The sequence below is a fragment of the Tsukamurella sp. TY48 genome, assembly GCF_019656655.1.
GTDB lineage: Bacteria > Actinomycetota > Actinomycetes > Mycobacteriales > Mycobacteriaceae > Tsukamurella > Tsukamurella strandjordii.
The window spans coordinates 753,124-768,194 of record NZ_BPMV01000001.1 but is presented as its reverse complement, the minus strand read 5'-3'; the positions used below and the strand labels follow the sequence as shown (position 1 = coordinate 768,194).

Annotated in this window: 18 protein-coding genes; 9 read left to right on the top strand and 9 right to left on the bottom strand. The window is 71.4% G+C overall.

What is annotated here, in order from left to right:
- Nucleotides 1-44: 44 nt before the first annotated feature.
- Genes TTY48_RS03760 through TTY48_RS03750 form a run of 3 tightly spaced genes read left to right on the top strand, consistent with a single transcriptional unit; the run spans nt 45 to nt 2,155 of the window.
- Nucleotides 45-902, top strand: coding sequence for a hypothetical protein (locus TTY48_RS03760; protein WP_220656230.1), 858 nt, complete (start codon nt 45-47; stop codon nt 900-902).
- A gap of 32 nt (nt 903-934) precedes the next feature.
- On the top strand, nt 935-1,390 hold the full coding sequence (gene soxR / locus TTY48_RS03755) for a redox-sensitive transcriptional activator SoxR (protein ID WP_220656229.1): 456 nt from the start codon (nt 935-937) through the stop codon (nt 1,388-1,390).
- Nucleotides 1,391-2,155 (top strand): SOS response-associated peptidase, encoded by a 765-nt coding sequence (locus TTY48_RS03750; RefSeq protein ID WP_220656228.1) that lies wholly within the window; start codon nt 1,391-1,393, stop codon nt 2,153-2,155.
- A gap of 6 nt (nt 2,156-2,161) precedes the next feature.
- Here TTY48_RS03750 and TTY48_RS03745 read toward each other — a convergent pair whose 3' ends face one another.
- Both TTY48_RS03745 and TTY48_RS03740 read right to left on the bottom strand, forming a co-directional pair.
- Nucleotides 2,162-3,514: an NAD-dependent succinate-semialdehyde dehydrogenase gene (locus TTY48_RS03745; RefSeq protein WP_220656227.1), complete on the bottom strand. Its 1,353-nt coding sequence runs from the start codon at nt 3,512-3,514 to the stop codon at nt 2,162-2,164.
- An 82-nt stretch (nt 3,515-3,596) separates the two neighbouring features.
- On the bottom strand, nt 3,597-3,989 hold the full coding sequence (locus TTY48_RS03740; protein ID WP_220656226.1) for a VOC family protein: 393 nt from the start codon (nt 3,987-3,989) through the stop codon (nt 3,597-3,599).
- 60 nt (nt 3,990-4,049) lie between these two features.
- Here TTY48_RS03740 and TTY48_RS03735 point away from each other — a divergent pair, with 60 nt between their 5' ends.
- Nucleotides 4,050-4,700: a helix-turn-helix domain-containing protein gene (locus TTY48_RS03735; protein ID WP_220656225.1), complete on the top strand. Its 651-nt coding sequence runs from the start codon at nt 4,050-4,052 to the stop codon at nt 4,698-4,700.
- Here TTY48_RS03735 and TTY48_RS03730 read toward each other — a convergent pair.
- Both TTY48_RS03730 and ybaK read right to left on the bottom strand, forming a co-directional pair.
- The gene (locus TTY48_RS03730; RefSeq protein ID WP_220656224.1) at nt 4,690-6,789 is read right to left on the bottom strand and encodes an SDR family oxidoreductase; all 2,100 of its coding nucleotides are present in this window, start codon (nt 6,787-6,789) and stop codon (nt 4,690-4,692) included. The genes TTY48_RS03735 and TTY48_RS03730 overlap by 11 nt on opposite strands.
- Nucleotides 6,790-6,856: 67 nt before the next feature.
- Nucleotides 6,857-7,345, bottom strand: coding sequence for a Cys-tRNA(Pro) deacylase (gene ybaK, locus TTY48_RS03725; protein WP_220656223.1), 489 nt, complete (start codon nt 7,343-7,345; stop codon nt 6,857-6,859).
- Between the two features lie 112 nt (nt 7,346-7,457).
- On the opposite strand from ybaK, the gene TTY48_RS03720 reads away from it, so the two are divergent.
- Together TTY48_RS03720 and rsrA are read left to right on the top strand one after the other, a co-directional pair.
- On the top strand, nt 7,458-8,135 hold the full coding sequence (locus TTY48_RS03720; RefSeq protein ID WP_304941235.1) for a sigma-70 family RNA polymerase sigma factor: 678 nt from the start codon (nt 7,458-7,460) through the stop codon (nt 8,133-8,135).
- Entirely contained in the window at nt 8,132-8,413 is a 282-nt protein-coding gene (gene rsrA, locus TTY48_RS03715) for a mycothiol system anti-sigma-R factor (protein WP_220656222.1), read from the top strand. Before TTY48_RS03720 ends, rsrA begins: the two co-directional genes overlap by 4 nt.
- A 78-nt stretch (nt 8,414-8,491) precedes the next feature.
- Here rsrA and TTY48_RS21505 read toward each other — a convergent pair whose 3' ends face one another.
- Nucleotides 8,492-8,566 carry a 50S ribosomal protein bL37 gene (locus tag TTY48_RS21505; RefSeq protein WP_370452957.1) on the bottom strand — a complete coding sequence of 25 codons (75 nt, stop codon included), beginning with the start codon at nt 8,564-8,566 and terminating at the stop codon, nt 8,492-8,494.
- Nucleotides 8,567-8,648: 82 nt separating this feature from the next.
- Between TTY48_RS21505 and TTY48_RS03710 the strand changes: the two genes are divergently transcribed.
- Nucleotides 8,649-10,154 (top strand): sensor histidine kinase, encoded by a 1,506-nt coding sequence (locus TTY48_RS03710; protein WP_220656221.1) that lies wholly within the window; start codon nt 8,649-8,651, stop codon nt 10,152-10,154.
- A 69-nt stretch (nt 10,155-10,223) separates the two neighbouring features.
- Here TTY48_RS03710 and TTY48_RS03705 read toward each other — a convergent pair whose 3' ends face one another.
- Together TTY48_RS03705 and TTY48_RS03700 are read right to left on the bottom strand one after the other, a co-directional pair.
- A complete protein-coding gene (locus TTY48_RS03705) occupies nt 10,224-10,478 on the bottom strand; it encodes a WhiB family transcriptional regulator (RefSeq protein ID WP_013125780.1) in 255 nt (84 codons plus the stop codon).
- A 340-nt stretch (nt 10,479-10,818) separates the two neighbouring features.
- Nucleotides 10,819-11,814, bottom strand: coding sequence for a diacylglycerol kinase family protein (locus tag TTY48_RS03700; RefSeq protein WP_220656220.1), 996 nt, complete (start codon nt 11,812-11,814; stop codon nt 10,819-10,821).
- A gap of 39 nt (nt 11,815-11,853) precedes the next feature.
- Between TTY48_RS03700 and TTY48_RS03695 the strand changes: the two genes are divergently transcribed.
- Nucleotides 11,854-12,324, top strand: a complete 471-nt coding sequence (locus TTY48_RS03695; protein WP_220656219.1) for a hypothetical protein — start codon at nt 11,854-11,856, stop codon at nt 12,322-12,324.
- A 1-nt stretch (nt 12,325) separates the two neighbouring features.
- Here TTY48_RS03695 and TTY48_RS03690 read toward each other — a convergent pair whose 3' ends face one another.
- Nucleotides 12,326-12,946 (bottom strand): histidine phosphatase family protein, encoded by a 621-nt coding sequence (locus TTY48_RS03690; protein ID WP_220656218.1) that lies wholly within the window; start codon nt 12,944-12,946, stop codon nt 12,326-12,328.
- A gap of 37 nt (nt 12,947-12,983) precedes the next feature.
- On the opposite strand from TTY48_RS03690, the gene TTY48_RS03685 reads away from it, so the two are divergent.
- Nucleotides 12,984-13,808 (top strand): ParA family protein, encoded by an 825-nt coding sequence (locus tag TTY48_RS03685; protein ID WP_220656217.1) that lies wholly within the window; start codon nt 12,984-12,986, stop codon nt 13,806-13,808.
- Between the two features lie 11 nt (nt 13,809-13,819).
- On the opposite strand, the gene TTY48_RS03680 is transcribed toward TTY48_RS03685, so the two are convergent.
- Nucleotides 13,820-15,058 carry a PQQ-binding-like beta-propeller repeat protein gene (locus TTY48_RS03680; RefSeq protein WP_220656216.1) on the bottom strand — a complete coding sequence of 413 codons (1,239 nt, stop codon included), beginning with the start codon at nt 15,056-15,058 and terminating at the stop codon, nt 13,820-13,822.
- Between the last annotated feature and the right edge of the window lie 13 nt (nt 15,059-15,071).

Below are 15,071 nucleotides of genomic sequence, written 5' to 3'. Positions count from 1 at the left end.
TCGGCAGAAAGACGCTGCAGATACACCGCCGGGAGACCTCGAAAATGAAGCGCACTCGTTCGTCCGTGGGCAGGGCAGTCGCCGCTGCCGCCGCCGTGGCCGCCGCCACGGCCGTTCTCGCGCCGTCCGCAGGTGCGGAGCCGCCGAAGCCGGTGGAGCCGCCCAAGAACTCGGCCGGCGAATTGGTGATCGGTTCGGGCAACCTCCCGGATTCGGTGAACTTCTCCGGCGCCGTGCTCTCCGGTGCCGCCGCCGGCTGGAACGCCGCCTGGGCCACCCTGAACTCCGCGCGCGTCGAACCCGCCGAGTGCAAGGCGCTGTACGCGGGCTTCCCGATCCCCAAGGGCACGGACACCGCGCAGATCAACGGTTCGGTGCGCGGCACCACCTGGTCGATGGTGGTCTCGAAGTTCGCCGTCGATCTGGCGCCGCAGCGCGCCGCGCTCCCCAAGTGCGGCACCTTCAAGGCGATCACCGGCGACATCGTCAACGAGGTCAGCGTGCGCACCATCGCCGTGACGGGTGCCCCCGATGGACTGGGCCTGGAGTTCGTGCAGAAGTCCAAGCGCGGCACCCAGGTGCAGTACCTCACCTCGCGGCAGTACACCGCCGTGGTCAACGGCGTCACCATGTCGCTGCGCGGCGGCAAGGAGTCGCGGGAGCCCTCGCCGTACATCGGTGCCGACGATCAGGTGGCGGTCGACCTGCTGACCACGCAGATCGCCATCATCAAGAAGCCGCCGGAGCCCACGGCGAAGCCCGCCCCCGCCCCGGCGAGCGCGGCCCCGTCGGCCAAGCCGGGCGCACCGGCCGCCCCGTCGGCGAAGCCCGCTCCCGCTCCGGCCCCCAAGCCGGCCCCGGCTCCGGCGTCGTCGGCGGCACCGAAGCCCGCCGCACGCTGATCCCTGAACCTTTGTCCAGGTAGGCTGGCGGGGTGGAATCCACCCGGGAATTCAGCGTGGGTCAGCTCGCCGCGCGCAGCGGCGTGGCGGTGTCCGCGCTGCACTTCTACGAGCGCGAGGGCCTGATCACCTCGCGGCGCACCACCGGCAATCAGCGCCGCTTCTCCCGCGAGACGCTGCGCCGGGTGGCCTTCATCCGGATCAGCCACCGCGTGGGGATCCCGCTCGCCACCATCCGCGAGGCGCTCGCCACCCTGCCCGACGGCCGCACGCCCACCAAGAAGGACTGGGAGCGCCTGTCCCGGCACTGGCACAGCGACCTCTCGCACCGCATCGACGAGCTCACCCGGCTGCGCGACAACCTCACCGACTGCATCGGCTGCGGCTGCCTGTCGATGGCCTCGTGTTCGCTGGCCAACCCGCACGATGCGCTCGCCACCACCGGCGCGGGGCCGCGCCGCGTCTTCGACAGCTTCGAGGAGCAGTAGATGTGCGGACGGTACGCCGTGACCACCGATCCGGCGCTGCTGGCGGCGGAGATCGACGCCGTCGATGAGACCGAGGGCACCGAGCTGGACGTGCCCGGCTACAACGTGGCCCCGACGACGAACGTGGTCGCCGTCGTGGCCCGGCACTCGCGCGAGCAGCCCGACGAGCCCGCCACCCGGCGGCTGCGCACCGTGCGCTGGGGACTGCTGCCGTCCTGGCAGAAGACGCTCAGCGGCCCGCCGCTGTTCAACGCCCGCGCCGAATCGGTGGCCGAGAAGCCGGCCTTCCGCACGGCGGTGAAGAACAAGCGCTGCCTGATCCCGATGGACGGCTGGTACGAGTGGCAGCTGCTGGAGGATCCCGAGGTGGTGAAGAAGCCGCGCAAGCAGCCGATGTACCTCACCCCGGTCGACGGCACCCGGATGTACATCGCGGGCCTGTGGTCGGTGTGGCGGCCGCAGGGCGCCGGGCTCGATGTGCCGCCCACCCTGTCGGCCACGGTGCTCACCACCGAGGCCGTGGGTCCGCTGCGCGAGGTGCACGACCGGATGCCGCTCGTGCTCACCCCCGACCTGTTCGACGAGTGGCTCAATCCCGACGGCCCCGCCGACCCGGGCCTGCTGCTGCCGCCCGGGCTCGACGTGGCCGAGCGGATCGAGATCCGCCCGGTATCGGCGCTGGTGAACTCCGTGAAGAACGACGGCCCCGCGCTGATCGAGCGGGCCGAGCCGGGCAGCGAACCGGGCCAGCTCAGCCTGCTCTGATCCCGCTTACTTGACCGTGCGGATGAGCTTCTTGTTGAGGAACTCCTCGATGCCCAGCGGGCCCATCTCGCGGCCGAAACCCGAGCGCTTGATGCCGCCGAAGGGCAGCTCGGCGCCTTCGGCGAGCACGCCGTTGACGAAGACCATGCCGGCCTCGATGCGGTCGGCGATCCGGGCGGCCTGCTCGGCGTCGGTGGTGAAGACGTAGGAGCCCAGGCCGAACGGGGTGTCGTTGGCCAGCGCGACGGCCTCCGCCTCGCCCTCCACCCGGTACACGGTGGCCACCGGGCCGAACAGCTCCTGCCGGAACGCCGGGTTGTCCTCGGTGACACCGGTGAGCACCGCGGGCGGGAAGTGGGCGCCGCGCCGCTCGCCCACGATCACGAGCTTCGCGCCGCCGGTCACGGCCTCCGCGAGCTGCTTCTCCAGGTTCTCCGCGGCCCGCTCGGACGAGAGCGGGGCGATGGAATCGGTGGCGGCCAGGATCTTCTCGGTGAACTTGGCCAGGAAGTCGTCGTACAGATCGCCGGCCACGATGAACCGCTTCGCCGCGTTGCAGGACTGCCCGGTGTTGTCCAGGCGGGCCGCGACCGCGGAATCGACGGTGGCGTCCAGATCGTCGGTGGACAGCAGGATGAACGGGTCCGAGCCGCCCAGTTCCAGCACGCACTTCTTCAGGTTCCGCCCGGCCACCTCGGCCACGGCGGCGCCGGCCCGCTCGGAGCCCGTCAGCGAGACCGCCGCCACCCGGGGGTCGGCGATGATCTCGGCGGCCTGCTCGTTGGTGGCGCGGATGTTCACGTACGCGCCGGACGGCAGCCCCGCCTCGTTGAAGATCAGCTGCATCGCCTCGGCCGACTCCGGGCACTGCGGCGCGTGCTTGAGCAGGATCGTGTTGCCGGCGGCCAGGTTCGGTCCGGCGAACCGGGCCACCTGGTAGTAGGGGAAGTTCCACGGCATGATGCCCAGCAGCACGCCGATCGGGCCGCGCCGGATCACCGCGGAACCGTCGCCCTCCAGCAGCGGCACCGGCTGGTCGGCGAGCAGCTGCTCGGCGTTGTCGGCGTAGTAGGTGTAGATCGCCGCCGAGAAGTCGACCTCGCCGAGGGCGTCCTCCATGGGCTTGCCCATCTCGCGGTGGATGATCTCGGCCAGCATCTGCCGGCGCTCGGTGTGCAGTTCCGCGACGCGGCGAACCAGCGCGGCGCGATCGGCCACCGTCGACTCCAGGGGCCACGTGCGCGCCGCGTGCGAGGCCGCGGCCAGGGCGGCTTCGATCTCGGCGGGCTCGGCGGTGGGGTAGGTCTCGAGCACCTCACCGGTCGCCGGGTTCGTGACTGCGTACTGGACGTCGACCATCTTCGGGATCTCCTCGTGGGGGACGGAACGGGTTCGCTCCCAACGATAGGCGTCCGCGGCGAACGGTGGGTGGTTGTCCGTGCTACTGGTCGGCGAAGAGCTGCACCTGGTACCCGTCCGGATCCTCGACGGCGGCGTACCGCTGGTTCCACGGTGCGTCGAAAGGTTCCATGGCACTGGGACTTCCGGCGGCGACGAGTTCGGCGTGCACCTCGTCGACCACCGCCGGTGCGGCGCACCGCACGCACAACGTGGCGTTCTGCCCGGGCTGCTTGACCCAATCGGGTTCCATCGTGCGGATCACGTCCACGCTGTCCCACATCAGGCGGATCCCGCCGGGCAGGAGGGCCTCGACGTGCGGCTCGTGCTCGGCACCGTCGGGGATGTCCAGGCCCAGGCGGCGGTAGAAGGCGAGGGAGGCGGCGAGATCTTCGGTCACCATACCGATGGCGTCGAAACGCAGTCGTTCAGTCATGGCAGCACCGTATTCGCCGCGACCGCCCGCGGTCTTGAACGTTTCGGACATACTCGAGGGGTGTACAGCGAGCGGCCCGCCTCGATCCCCGGAGCGGTCCGCTGGCGCTCGACGGGCAGTGCCGCACCGGCGCTGATCCTGCCCGACGGCTGCATGGACGTCATCGTGATCGACGGCGCGCCGATCGTCGCCGGACCGGACGCCGTCGCGGCGCGAGTGGCCGGGAACGACGGGGCGCGGATCGACGGGCTGCGGTTCCCGCCGGGGATGCTGCCGCAGCTGCTCGGCCTCGCCGCCGACGAGCTCACCGGCGCGCGGGTCGCCCTCGCCGAGGTGCTTCCGCACCGCCGGATGGTGCTCTCCGCCGATCCGGAGGAGATCGCGGCGAGCCTGCTGGACGGGGTCGACCTGGATCCGCGGATCACCGGCATCGCCGCGCGACTCGGCGCGGGACGCCCGGTGAGCGCCATCGCATCCGAGGCGGGGCTCGGCGAGCGCGCCCTGCACCGGCTGGCCCAGCGGTCCTTCGGCTACGGCCCCAAGACGCTCGCGCGGATCCTGCGGTTCCAGCGGGCCGTGGCCGCGATCCGAGGCGGTGGTCCGCTGGCGGCGGTCGCGGCGGCGGCGGGCTTCGCCGATCAGGCGCACCTGACCCGGGAGGTGCGGGCGCTCACCGGGACCACGCCGCGGGAACTGCGCGCTACCAGTTGATGCCGGGCAGCCGGTTGATCGTCTTGCGGGCGATGCGGCGCAGGCCCTGATCGCCCGAGATCCCGAACAGCGGGCTGGCGACCGCGGTCGAGAGGTCCTTCGCGCCGTCCTTGGTGGCGGCCAGTTTCCCGCGGGGCGCGGGCGGCGCCTCCACCTCGATCACCTCGGCGCCCCGCTCGCGCCCCTCCGCCGCAGCGGATTCGGGGAACAGCAGGTAGCCCTGGTGCTGTGCGGCCGCGGAGATCCGCGGCGAGAGGAACTGTCCGAACTGGGCGAGCGTGCCCAGCGGGGTGTCGATCCGCCGCGGCCGCTCGACGATGGCGCGCACCACGATCTGTCCGGCCTTCTCGACGGGCAGCGCCATCGCGTTGTCGTAGCCGTCGGTGGGCTCGATCATCCGTGTGCGGGTGAGCGGCATGTGGATGTTGGTGAAGGTCACGTGATCCGACATGGTCTCGGACGCGGTGATATCGCTGAACGCCTCCAGCGCCGACTTCGACGCCACGTACGCCGCGAACCGCGGACCCCGCACCTGCACGCCGATCGACGAGACGTTCACCACGTGGCCGGATTTGCGGGCGCTCATGTGCGGCAACAGTTCCAGGATCAGGTACACCGCGCCGAAGTAGTTCACCGCCATGGTGCGCTGGTAGTCGTGGGCGCGGTCGACGGAGTTGATGGTGGCCCGCCGGATCGACCGGCCGGCGCTGTTGACCAACACGTCCACGTGACCGTGTTCGGCCAGGATCTGCTGCACGGTGGTGCGCACGGCCTCGGGATCGGTCACATCGCAGGGGTAGGCGCGGACGATGCCCTTCGGCACGCCGGGCACCCCCGGTTCGGCCTCGATCTCCGCGACCGCGTCGGCCAGGTCCTCCGGCTTGCGGGCCACGATGAAGACGTTGGCGCCCTTGCGGGCCGCCTGCTTCGCGGCCTCCTTGCCGATGCCCGAGGAGCCGCCCGTGAGCAGGATGTGCTTGCCCACCAACGGTCCCCGCGGATCGTCGCGCCGGTTGCGGGACGGATCGAGGTGCTCGGCCCAGTACCGGAAGATGCGGGGGCCGTAGGACTTGAGCCGCGGCAGCCGCACGCCGAGCCGGTCCAGTGCCGCATGCGTCGCGGCGGAATCGAAGCGGGTGTTGAAGAACGGGTAGTCGAGCACCGACGGCGGGATGCCCAGCTGCCGGGCCACGGTGTCGCGCAGGGCGCGCACCTCGTTGCGGCGGCCCACCCGCGCGGCGAACTCGCCGAGCGGCGCGCCCGGCAGCGAGACCGTCTTCGGCCCCGAGAAGGCGGGCGCGACGGCGTCGTACACGGTGGTCATGCTCTGGCCCTTGGGGTCGGCCAGGTGGTACACGGTGCCCGGTTCCTGCGGTGCGGTGACGAGTGCGACCAGCGCCGCGGCCACGAAATCGACCGGCACGATGTTGGTGTAGCCGAGGTTGGCGAAGGGGACCCGCAGGTGGTGCGGGATGGTGCCCATCAGCCGCAGGAACGGGAAGAAGTAGTACGGCCCGTCGATCTTGTCGCTGGCGCCGGTCACCGAATCGCCCACCACGATCGACGGCCGGTACACCTGCCACGGCACGTCGGACTCGCGCACCAGTTTCTCGGCCTCGAACTTGGTGCGGTGGTACGGGCTGGGGAACTCCTGCTCCACATCGAAGTCGGTCTCGGTGAAGCGGCCCTCGAAGTTGCCGGCCACGGCGAGGGAGGAGACGTGGTGCAGCGTGGCGCCGAGCGTGCGGGCGGCCTCGATCACGTTCCGGGTGCCCTCGACATTGGTCAGCTGCTGCGCCTCCTCGGGGGCGTCCATGTCGTACAGGGCGGCGAGGTGGATCACGTGGTCCACGTGCTCGGGCAGATCGCCCGGTGCGATGCCGAGTCCGGGCGCGGTGACGTCGCCGGCCACCGGGACCACCTGGGGTGCCGATTCGTGGCCGAGATCGGCGATGAGGCGCTCGAACCGGGGCAGCGACTGATCACGGACCAGCACGTAGATCGTGGCGTCGCGGTCGGCGGCGGCGAGGCGTGCCACCACGGCGCGACCGATGAAGCCGGTCCCGCCCGTGACGAAGTAGCTGGCCATGCCCTGCAACCTACTTTCCGTGGCGGCCGTCGACAAACGGTTCGCGACCGCGCTCACCCCCTGATTATCACGGTGCGGCGAGCGGCGCCACCACCGCCGTCGTCAGGGCCACCAGGTCCGACGGTGCCAGCTCCACCTCCAGACCGCGCCGCCCGGCGGAGCAGAAGACGGTCTCGAAGGTGAGCGCGGTCTCGTCGATCGCGGTCGGCAGCCGCTTGCGCTGGCCCAGCGGCGACACCCCGCCGAGCACGTAGCCGGTCACCCGCCGCACGTCGGCGGGATCGGCCATCGCGGGCCGGTGCAGGCCCAGCGCGGTGCCCGCGGCCTTGAGGCTGAGCTTGCCGGAGGTGGGCACCACGGCCACCGCGAGCTGCTTGCCGTCGCTGATCACCAGGGTCTTGAAGACGCGTGCCGGGTCGTGGCCGAGCGCCTGCGCGGCCTCGCCGCCGAAGGACTCCGCGCGCGGATCGTGCGTGTACTCGTGCGTGGCGAACTCGACCCCCGCGGCCTGCAGCGCCGCGATCGCCGGCGTGGCCGCGGCGTTCTTCTTCCCCATGCGGCCGATCCTAGTGACCGCCGGGAACAAGCCCGGCCGCGCCGCTGTTGCAGCATTCGTGAGTGCAGGTAGCGGAGCAGCGGTGCTCGACCGACCGGTAGCCTTCGGAGGCATGACGGACGGCGACATCACGGATGTGACCGAGCTGGACCAGGCGCAGGGCGATACCGAAGCCGAGGTCGAGTCGGAGGAGCAGCTCACGGCCCGGTTCGAGGCCGAGGCGCTGCCGCTGCTCGATCAGCTGTACGGCGCCGCGCTGCGGATGACCCGCAACCCGGCCGACGCCGAGGATCTGGTGCAGGAGACCTACGTGAAGGCCTACAGCGCCTTCCGCAGCTTCCGCAAGGGCACCAACCTCAAGGCCTGGCTGTACCGGATCCTCACCAACACCTACATCAACGGCTACCGCAAGAAGCAGCGGCAGCCGGCGCAGTACCCCACGGACGAGATCACCGACTGGCAGCTCGCGGCCACGGCGGAGCACAGCTCCACCGGCCTGCGCTCGGCGGAGATCGAGGCGCTGGACGCGCTGCCCGATGACGAGATCAAGGAAGCGCTCGCGAAGCTCCCGGAGGACTTCCGCATGGCGGTGTACTACGCCGATGTGGAGGGCTTCCCGTACAAGGAGATCGCCGAGATCATGGGCACGCCGATCGGCACCGTGATGTCGCGGCTGCACCGCGGCCGGCGGCAGCTGCGCACCGAGTTGGAAGGGGTCGCGCGCGAGCGCGGCTTCCTGCGGGACGGCACCGCTGCCGACGGCGGCGCCGATCAGGAGGTTGAGAAGTGACGTACTCGTCGGACGGCAATCCGGACCTTGAGCTCGACTGTTCCGCGGTGATGGCCGATATCTGGCTACTCCTGGACAACGAGTGCGATACCGAGGCCAAGGCCCGGCTCAAGGCGCACATCGACGGGTGCTCGCAGTGCCTGTCGCACTACGGGATCGAGCAGCAGATCAAGGCACTCGTGGGCCGCAAGTGCGGCGGCGATCGTGCCCCCGAGAGCCTGCGCGAGCGCCTCACCATCACGCTCCGCCATACCGAGGTGCGGTTCCGCTCCGAGTAGTACTCAGCACACAACGAGGGCCCGTCGGCGATACGCCGACGGGCCCTCGTTCATGTGAAGCTTCGAAACCTGAGCGGGTCAGGAGTTCGGACGCTTGCCGTGGTTGGCAGCGTTCTTCTTGCGCGCGCGCTTCTTACGTCCACGCTTTCCCATGGCGGTCTCCTTCCTGGCCTCGGACATCGCAGTACCCGCTATTGTTTCACGCGGCAGCACGAGACGACAAAAAGGCGGTCGCATGGCATCCCTCGCCGACCTCCTGGCGATCCACACGGATCTGCCCGGACGCGCGGCCCGGCACCTGCAGCGGATCGTCGCCGAGTGGCAGTTGCTCGCCGATCTGTCCTTTGCCGACCTGCGGCTTTGGGTGCGCGAGGACTCGGCCGAGAGCGATTCCCGCGAGCCCGGATACGTGTGCATCGCGCAGTGCCGGCCCAACACCCGGCCCACCGTCTACGACACCGACGGCATCGAGGTCACCGTCGAGCCCTGGCAGGCGCCCACACTGCACGCGGCGTACGAGGGCGGCGTGGTGGTCCGCGGCGTCACCCCCACCTGGACCGGGCCGGTGCGGGTGCGCCGCCAGGCCGTGCCCGTGCTGTGGAAGGGCGAGGTGATCGCGGTGCTCACCCGGGACTTCAACGTGACCCACCCGCGCACACCCAGCCCGCTGGAGGTGGCCTACACCGAGTGCGCCGACGACCTCTCCAAGATGGTGGCCGAGGGCGCCTTCCCGGAACCGGAGGATCACCCCACCGGCGAGGCCTCGCCCCGCGCGGGCGACGGCTTCATCCGCCTCGACCCCGAGGGCACGGTGGTCTTCGCGAGCCCGAACGCGCAATCGGCGTACCGCCGGATGGGGGCCTTCACGGATCTGGAGGGCAGCGTGCTCGCGGAGCTGTCCGCGCAGTTGGTGGGGGACCGGTTCGAATCCGAGGAGCTCACCGACGCGCTCGACGGTGCGCTGGCCCGGGGCGACGGTGCCCGCCTGGAACTGACGACCGGCGGCGTCACGGTGGTGCTGCGGGTGCTGGGCCTGCGCCCGGGCGGCCGTCCCGCGGGGGCGGTGGTGCTGCTGCGCGACGTCTCCGAGCTCAAGCGGCGCGACCGGGCGCTCATCTCCAAGGACGCCACCATCCGGGAGATCCACCACCGGGTGAAGAACAATCTGCAGTCCGTCTCGGCGCTGCTGCGCCTGCAGGCCCGCCGCACCCGCAACGACGAGGCCAAGCGCGCGCTGTTCGAGTCGGTGCGCCGGGTCGCGTCGATCGCTCTGGTGCACGAGACGCTGTCGATGAGCGTCGACGAGCAGGTCGACATCGACGGCGTGGTCGACCGGCTGATCCCGATCATGGCGGATGTGGCGCCCGCCTCGGGCGGTGCCACGGCCGCCGTCACGGTGCTGCGCCGCGGCGACTTCGGGTTCCTGGACGCCGATCGGGCCATGCCGCTGGTGATGGTGGTCACCGAGCTGATCCAGAACGCGATCGAGCACGCCTACGGGGTCGGCGAGACGGGCACCGTCGAACTGCTGGCGGACCGGTCCACCCGGCGGCTGGAGGTGATCGTCCGGGACGACGGTGCCGGCCTGCCCGATGGATTCGCGCTCGGCGACTCGGACCGGCTGGGGCTGCAGATCGTGCGGACGCTGGTCGCGTCCGAACTGGGCGGCGAGATCACGCTGGCGGCCGGACCGTCCGGCGGGACGGATGCGGTACTGCGGGTACCGCTGCAACCGGCCTGATCGTCACCGCCCCCGGACACGAGAAAGCCCGGCGGCCTGTGGCCACCGGGCTTTCTTCGAGTACAGCTGTCAGACAGCGGTGCGCGTACGGGTGCGCGCGTTGCGACGCTTGAGCGCGCGGCGCTCGTCCTCGCTCATGCCGCCCCACACGCCGGCGTCCTGGCCCGACTCGAGCGCCCACGAGAGGCACTCGGCGGTCACGGGGCAGCGGTTGCAGACCAGCTTGGCGTCCGCGATCTGCGCGATGGCCGGACCGCTGTTACCCACGGGGAAGAACAGCTCGGGATCCTCGTCGCGACAGATGGCCTTATGGCGCCAATCCATGTCAGTACTCTCCTTCGGGCGCGCGTGCACCACTCGTAAGTTCTCGGGCTGTTAACGCGGAGTGAACCGAACTGTTTCCGCGCTGTTACGTTTCAAATATTTCCACGTTCTCAGCAGGAGTCAATAGATTCCGGCTCGGAGGTGGGGGATCTCACAGCGGGGGCGGTGAGATCCGACCTGCGGGCGGTGTACTACACTGCTGCCGGTTCGGCGGACTGCCCGCAAGAATAACCGCACAAGCTGCATGTTTGCAATGCTTTTCTTACAACCGTGAGGTAGGCCGCAATCGCGGCGATTCCGATCCGGTCAGCGCGAGCGCTTCGGCCGCCCCGGGAATCGGTCAGCGGACGCGGGGGAGCGGCGGCAGGTCGGCCACCACGCGGATGCGCTCCGGCGAGTACCAGAACCGGATGTCGGTGCGGTCGCCGAGGTGATCGCCGTCCACCTGCGCGGGGACCGGGACCGCGCTGCTGATGCGCAGTTCCCGCAGGTCGTCGTGGCGGATCAGGTGGCGCACCTTCGGACCCTTGGTCCGCCGCGCGGACAGCATCTGCCGCACCAGCATCAGGTTCGGGATGGTGCGCATGCTCCGCGACGCGAAGACCCCCAGGCCGGTGCCGTAGTCGGTGCCCGGATTGGTGAACACGGCGCGGTTGTTGAGGAAGGTCCACGGGCTGGCGTTGGAGACGAAGGCGAAGTGCACGCCGTCGGTGTCCTCCCAGGTTCCGGGCTCCTCGCCGGGCAGGTGCACGGTGAGCTGCGGTTCGCGCCGCGCCGCGGAGAAGAAGGTGCGGATGGCGGTGCGCACGTACCGCGCGGGGGTGGCCGCCTTGCCCTTCTCGCGCAGGGCCTCCATGTTGGCGATCACCTCGGCGTCCACGCCGACGCCGGCGTTGAACAGGAACCAGCGGTCGTCGGCGCAGCCGAGGCCGATGGTGCGGAAACTGCGGCGCTCCAACAGATCCGTGAGGTGCACGGTGGCCTGCTCGGGCTCGCGTGGCACGGCGAGGGAGCGGGCGAAGACGTTGGCGCTGCCGCCGGGGATCACCGCGATCGCGGGCAGCTCGTCGGCGGGGGCGGGCGGCGGACCGTCGGGCATGCCCTCGCGTCCGAGGATGCCGCACACCACCTCGTTCACGGTGCCGTCGCCGCCGTGCACGATCACCAGATCGGTGCCGTCGGCCCGCGCCTGCGCGGCCAGCTCGGTGGCGTGGCCGCGCTGTTCGGTCTGCACCAGGGTGATGTCGAGCTTGGCGGACAGGGCCATCGCCACCAGGTCGCGACCCGCCGGGGTGATGGAGGTCGCGTTGGGGTTGACGATCAGCAGGGCGCGCACATCGCTCAGCGTACCCAGGCGGACCGATACCCTGGGCCGGTGACTTCCTCCCAGGGCGGGCGCCGCTCCGCCGCCAGCAGCACCCGTGCTCATCAATCGGGTGCGACCCGCACCGCCGCCCCGGGCACCGTCCGTGCCGCGGGCGTCATCGTCGGTCTCGAGGGGATCGTCGCGCTGGGCTGGGGCCTGGTCGAGCTGGTCCGCGGCATCACCGGTGCCGCGGAGAGCAGTCGCGGCGCCTACGGCATGGCCTTCTGGATGCTGCCGATCGGTGCGGCGGTGCTGGCGGGCGGGATCGCGCTGCTGCGCGGGCAGCGGTGGGGTCGCACGCTGGGCGTGCTCACCAACCTGTTGCTCGGCTTCGCCGGGATCAGCGGCGCCTTCTCGCAGGGGCGGCCCGAGGTCGGCGTCCCGATGATCATCGTCGCGGTGGTGGTGCTCGGCCTGCTGTTCAGCCCGCCCACGGTGGCCTGGCTGGAGGGCGAGTACCGGCGCGAGCCCGCCGAGTAGCTCAGCGCCCGCCGTAGCCCACGGCGTCGTAGCCGGTGCGGCCGAACTGGTGCAGCTGCGGCACCCCGTCGTGGTCGTAGCCGAAGATCGACGCCGAGGCCGGGAGCACCGGCAGGTGCCGCCCGAACCGCGGGTCGGCGTCCAGGAACCGCGCGGCCAGCACGCGGCCGATGTGCCCGTGCGCCACCAGCACCACGTCGCCGTCGGCCATCGCGGCGCGCGCCTTCGCGATCACGTCGTCGGCCCGTGCGGCCACCGCGTTGATCGACTCGCCGCCGGGGACCGCGGCGTCCCACACCGTCCAGCCGGCCACGCCCTGCCGGATCTCCACGCTGGTCAGGCCCTCGTAGTCGCCGTAGTCCCACTCGGCCAGCTCGGGTTCGACTCCGGTCACCGTGAGGCCCGCCAGTTCGGCGGTGCGGGCGGCCCGCGTGCGCGGGCTCACCCAGACCGTCGGTGACTGCAGCCGCAGCGCGGCGATCACCGGCGCGAGCGCGCGGGCCTGCTCCTCCCCGGTCTCCGTGAGCGGCACGTCCGTGCTGCCGGTGTGCCGCCCCGTGCGCGACCACTGCGTCTCGCCGTGGCGGATGTACACGAGGCGGTGCTGCGGTGCATTGCTCATCGCACCATCGTGGCGCACGACTGGGTAGGGTCGCACCATGACCGGTCTCACCGCCTCCGACGGCGCCCCGTTCGTTCTCGCCGTCGCGAACCAGAAGGGCGGCGTGGCCAAGACCACCACCGTCGCCAGCCTCGGGGCCGCCCTGGCCGAGCTCGGCGCCCGCGTCCTCGTGGTCGATCTCGACCCGCAGGGCTGCCTCACCTTCTCGCTCGGCCACAACCCCGACCGGATCCAGCACAGCGTGCACGATGTGCTGTTGGGCGACAAGACGATCGGCGAGGTGCTGCTGGACACCGAGGACGGCGTCACGGTGCTCCCCGCCACGCTGGACCTGGCCGGCGCCGAGGCGCTGCTGCTCATGCGGGCGGGCCGGGAGTACGCGCTCAAGCGGGCGCTCGCGGAGGTCGCGGACCGGTTCGACGTGGTGCTCATCGACTGCCCGCCGAGCCTGGGCGTGCTCACCCTCAACGGCCTCACCGCCGCCGATGCGGTCGCGATCCCGCTGCAGTGCGAGACCCTCGCGCACCGCGGCGTGGGGCAGCTGCTCAAGACCGTGCGCGATGTGCAGGCCATCACCAATCCGGAGCTCACGATGCTCGGCGCGATCGCCACGCTGTACGACGCGCGCACCACGCACAGCCGCGACATCCTCGCCGATGTCGCCGATCGTTACGAGCTGGCGGTGCTGTCGCCGCCGATCCCGCGCACCGTGCGGTTCGCGGAGGCGAACGCGGCCGGGCGCACGGTGCTCGCGGGCCGGAAGAACAAGGGCGCCACCGCCTATCGGGACCTGGCGCAGAGCCTGCACGCCCATGTGCGCGACGGTGCGCCGCTGGTCACCTGGGAGCCCGAGACCGTCTAGGCTCTCGGCCCCTATGCCGCGGCGTAGGCCTGTACGCGCGTGCCCCACTGCGCCACCAGGCTCTGGCCCGCGAGGGTGAGGAGCACGGGGCCGCCGGTGTATCCGGGGCGGTCCACGGTGACCAGGCGCACCTGGTTGCGGCCGATCAGGTCGTAGGAGGCCAGCGCGGTGGGGCCGGGCACCACGATCTGGCCGCCCACCAGTGCGCCGGGGCCGAGCGTTCCGGGGATCACCATCTCGGCGGCGAGGGTCGTGGTGTCGATCACCACGGTGGACGTGCCGGTGTAGAAGGACGCGATGCCCGCTTCGGCGACCACCGGGACATCGCGCGGGGCGCCGCCGGGTGGCGTCGTGATGTCGACCGAGCGTCGCACGTCGCCGCGGTAGCCCACGGTGACCACGCGGGCCGGTTGGCCGTCGTGCGCGGGCACGTAGGCCACGGCGCCCTCGCGGGAGGCGGTCAGCAGGCGCGGCGCGTCGGCCTCCGAGGTCGCGGCGGTGCCGAGCGCGGGTGCCACCACCGAGGAGGTCTCCTGCGGCCGGTCGGCGTCCTTGGGGGCGGAACCGATCACGGTGAGCCGCGGGTTGGGCTCGGTGGGGCAGCTCTCCAGGATCACCACGGACGGGCTGGCGGGGAGCGCGGAGCCGATGGTGCAGCCGGAACGGGGCTGGACGCCGGTATTGATGGGCACGTCGGGGCGGCCGTACTGGACGGTGAGCACCAGGTCCGAGCGGAAGACGTCCACCCGGCGCGGTCCCTGGGTGACCACGTAGCTGCCGTCGCTCGCCAGGTTCACCTCGGCGTCCTGCTGTCCGGACCGGGTGTACTTGCGCTGCCCGGTGCCGGGGTCGAGGGCGGTGATCTCGCCGCAGCCGCGGGCGTCGGGGTAGTAGGCCAGCACGAGGCCGGCGTTGGAGGTGAGGCCGCAGGTGTCCCGGTCGCGCTGGTAGCGCCAGTTGCGCTTCCCGGTCAGCGGGTCGAGCCCGGAGACCTCACCGCCGCGGGCGGTCACCACGCTGCCCGCCATGCTCAGCGCGGGCCGGTCGGCCTCGGCCTCCCAGATCGGCCGCAGCGCGGCGGGCAGCTCGACCAGGGGCGTGGGCACCGCCGACGGTGCCGGGCCGGTCTCGCTGACCGTCTTGCGGGCGGAGCTGAAGTTCCACGCCGCCGCACCCGCGAGCAGCACCGCGACCACGATCGCCGCCACCACGGCGAAGTCGGTTCGGGTCCGGCGCTCGGGTTTCACCACGGCACCGAGCGTA

What these genes read in the sequence shown, in the direction of transcription:
- TTY48_RS03760 (WP_220656230.1), top strand. Translation starts at nt 45, where the DNA reads ATGAAGCGCACTCGTTCGTCCGTGGGCAGGGCAGTCGCCGCTGCCGCC.
- TTY48_RS03750 (WP_220656228.1), top strand. Translation starts at nt 1,391, where the DNA reads ATGTGCGGACGGTACGCCGTGACCACCGATCCGGCGCTGCTGGCGGCG.
- TTY48_RS03745 (WP_220656227.1), bottom strand. Translation starts at nt 3,514, where the DNA reads ATGGTCGACGTCCAGTACGCAGTCACGAACCCGGCGACCGGTGAGGTG.
- TTY48_RS03740 (WP_220656226.1), bottom strand. Translation starts at nt 3,989, where the DNA reads ATGACTGAACGACTGCGTTTCGACGCCATCGGTATGGTGACCGAAGAT.
- TTY48_RS03730 (WP_220656224.1), bottom strand. Translation starts at nt 6,789, where the DNA reads ATGGCCAGCTACTTCGTCACGGGCGGGACCGGCTTCATCGGTCGCGCC.
- ybaK (WP_220656223.1), bottom strand. Translation starts at nt 7,345, where the DNA reads ATGGGGAAGAAGAACGCCGCGGCCACGCCGGCGATCGCGGCGCTGCAG.
- TTY48_RS03720 (WP_304941235.1), top strand. Translation starts at nt 7,458, where the DNA reads ATGACGGACGGCGACATCACGGATGTGACCGAGCTGGACCAGGCGCAG.
- TTY48_RS03710 (WP_220656221.1), top strand. Translation starts at nt 8,649, where the DNA reads ATGGCATCCCTCGCCGACCTCCTGGCGATCCACACGGATCTGCCCGGA.
- TTY48_RS03705 (WP_013125780.1), bottom strand. Translation starts at nt 10,478, where the DNA reads ATGGATTGGCGCCATAAGGCCATCTGTCGCGACGAGGATCCCGAGCTG.
- TTY48_RS03690 (WP_220656218.1), bottom strand. Translation starts at nt 12,946, where the DNA reads ATGAGCAATGCACCGCAGCACCGCCTCGTGTACATCCGCCACGGCGAG.
- TTY48_RS03685 (WP_220656217.1), top strand. Translation starts at nt 12,984, where the DNA reads ATGACCGGTCTCACCGCCTCCGACGGCGCCCCGTTCGTTCTCGCCGTC.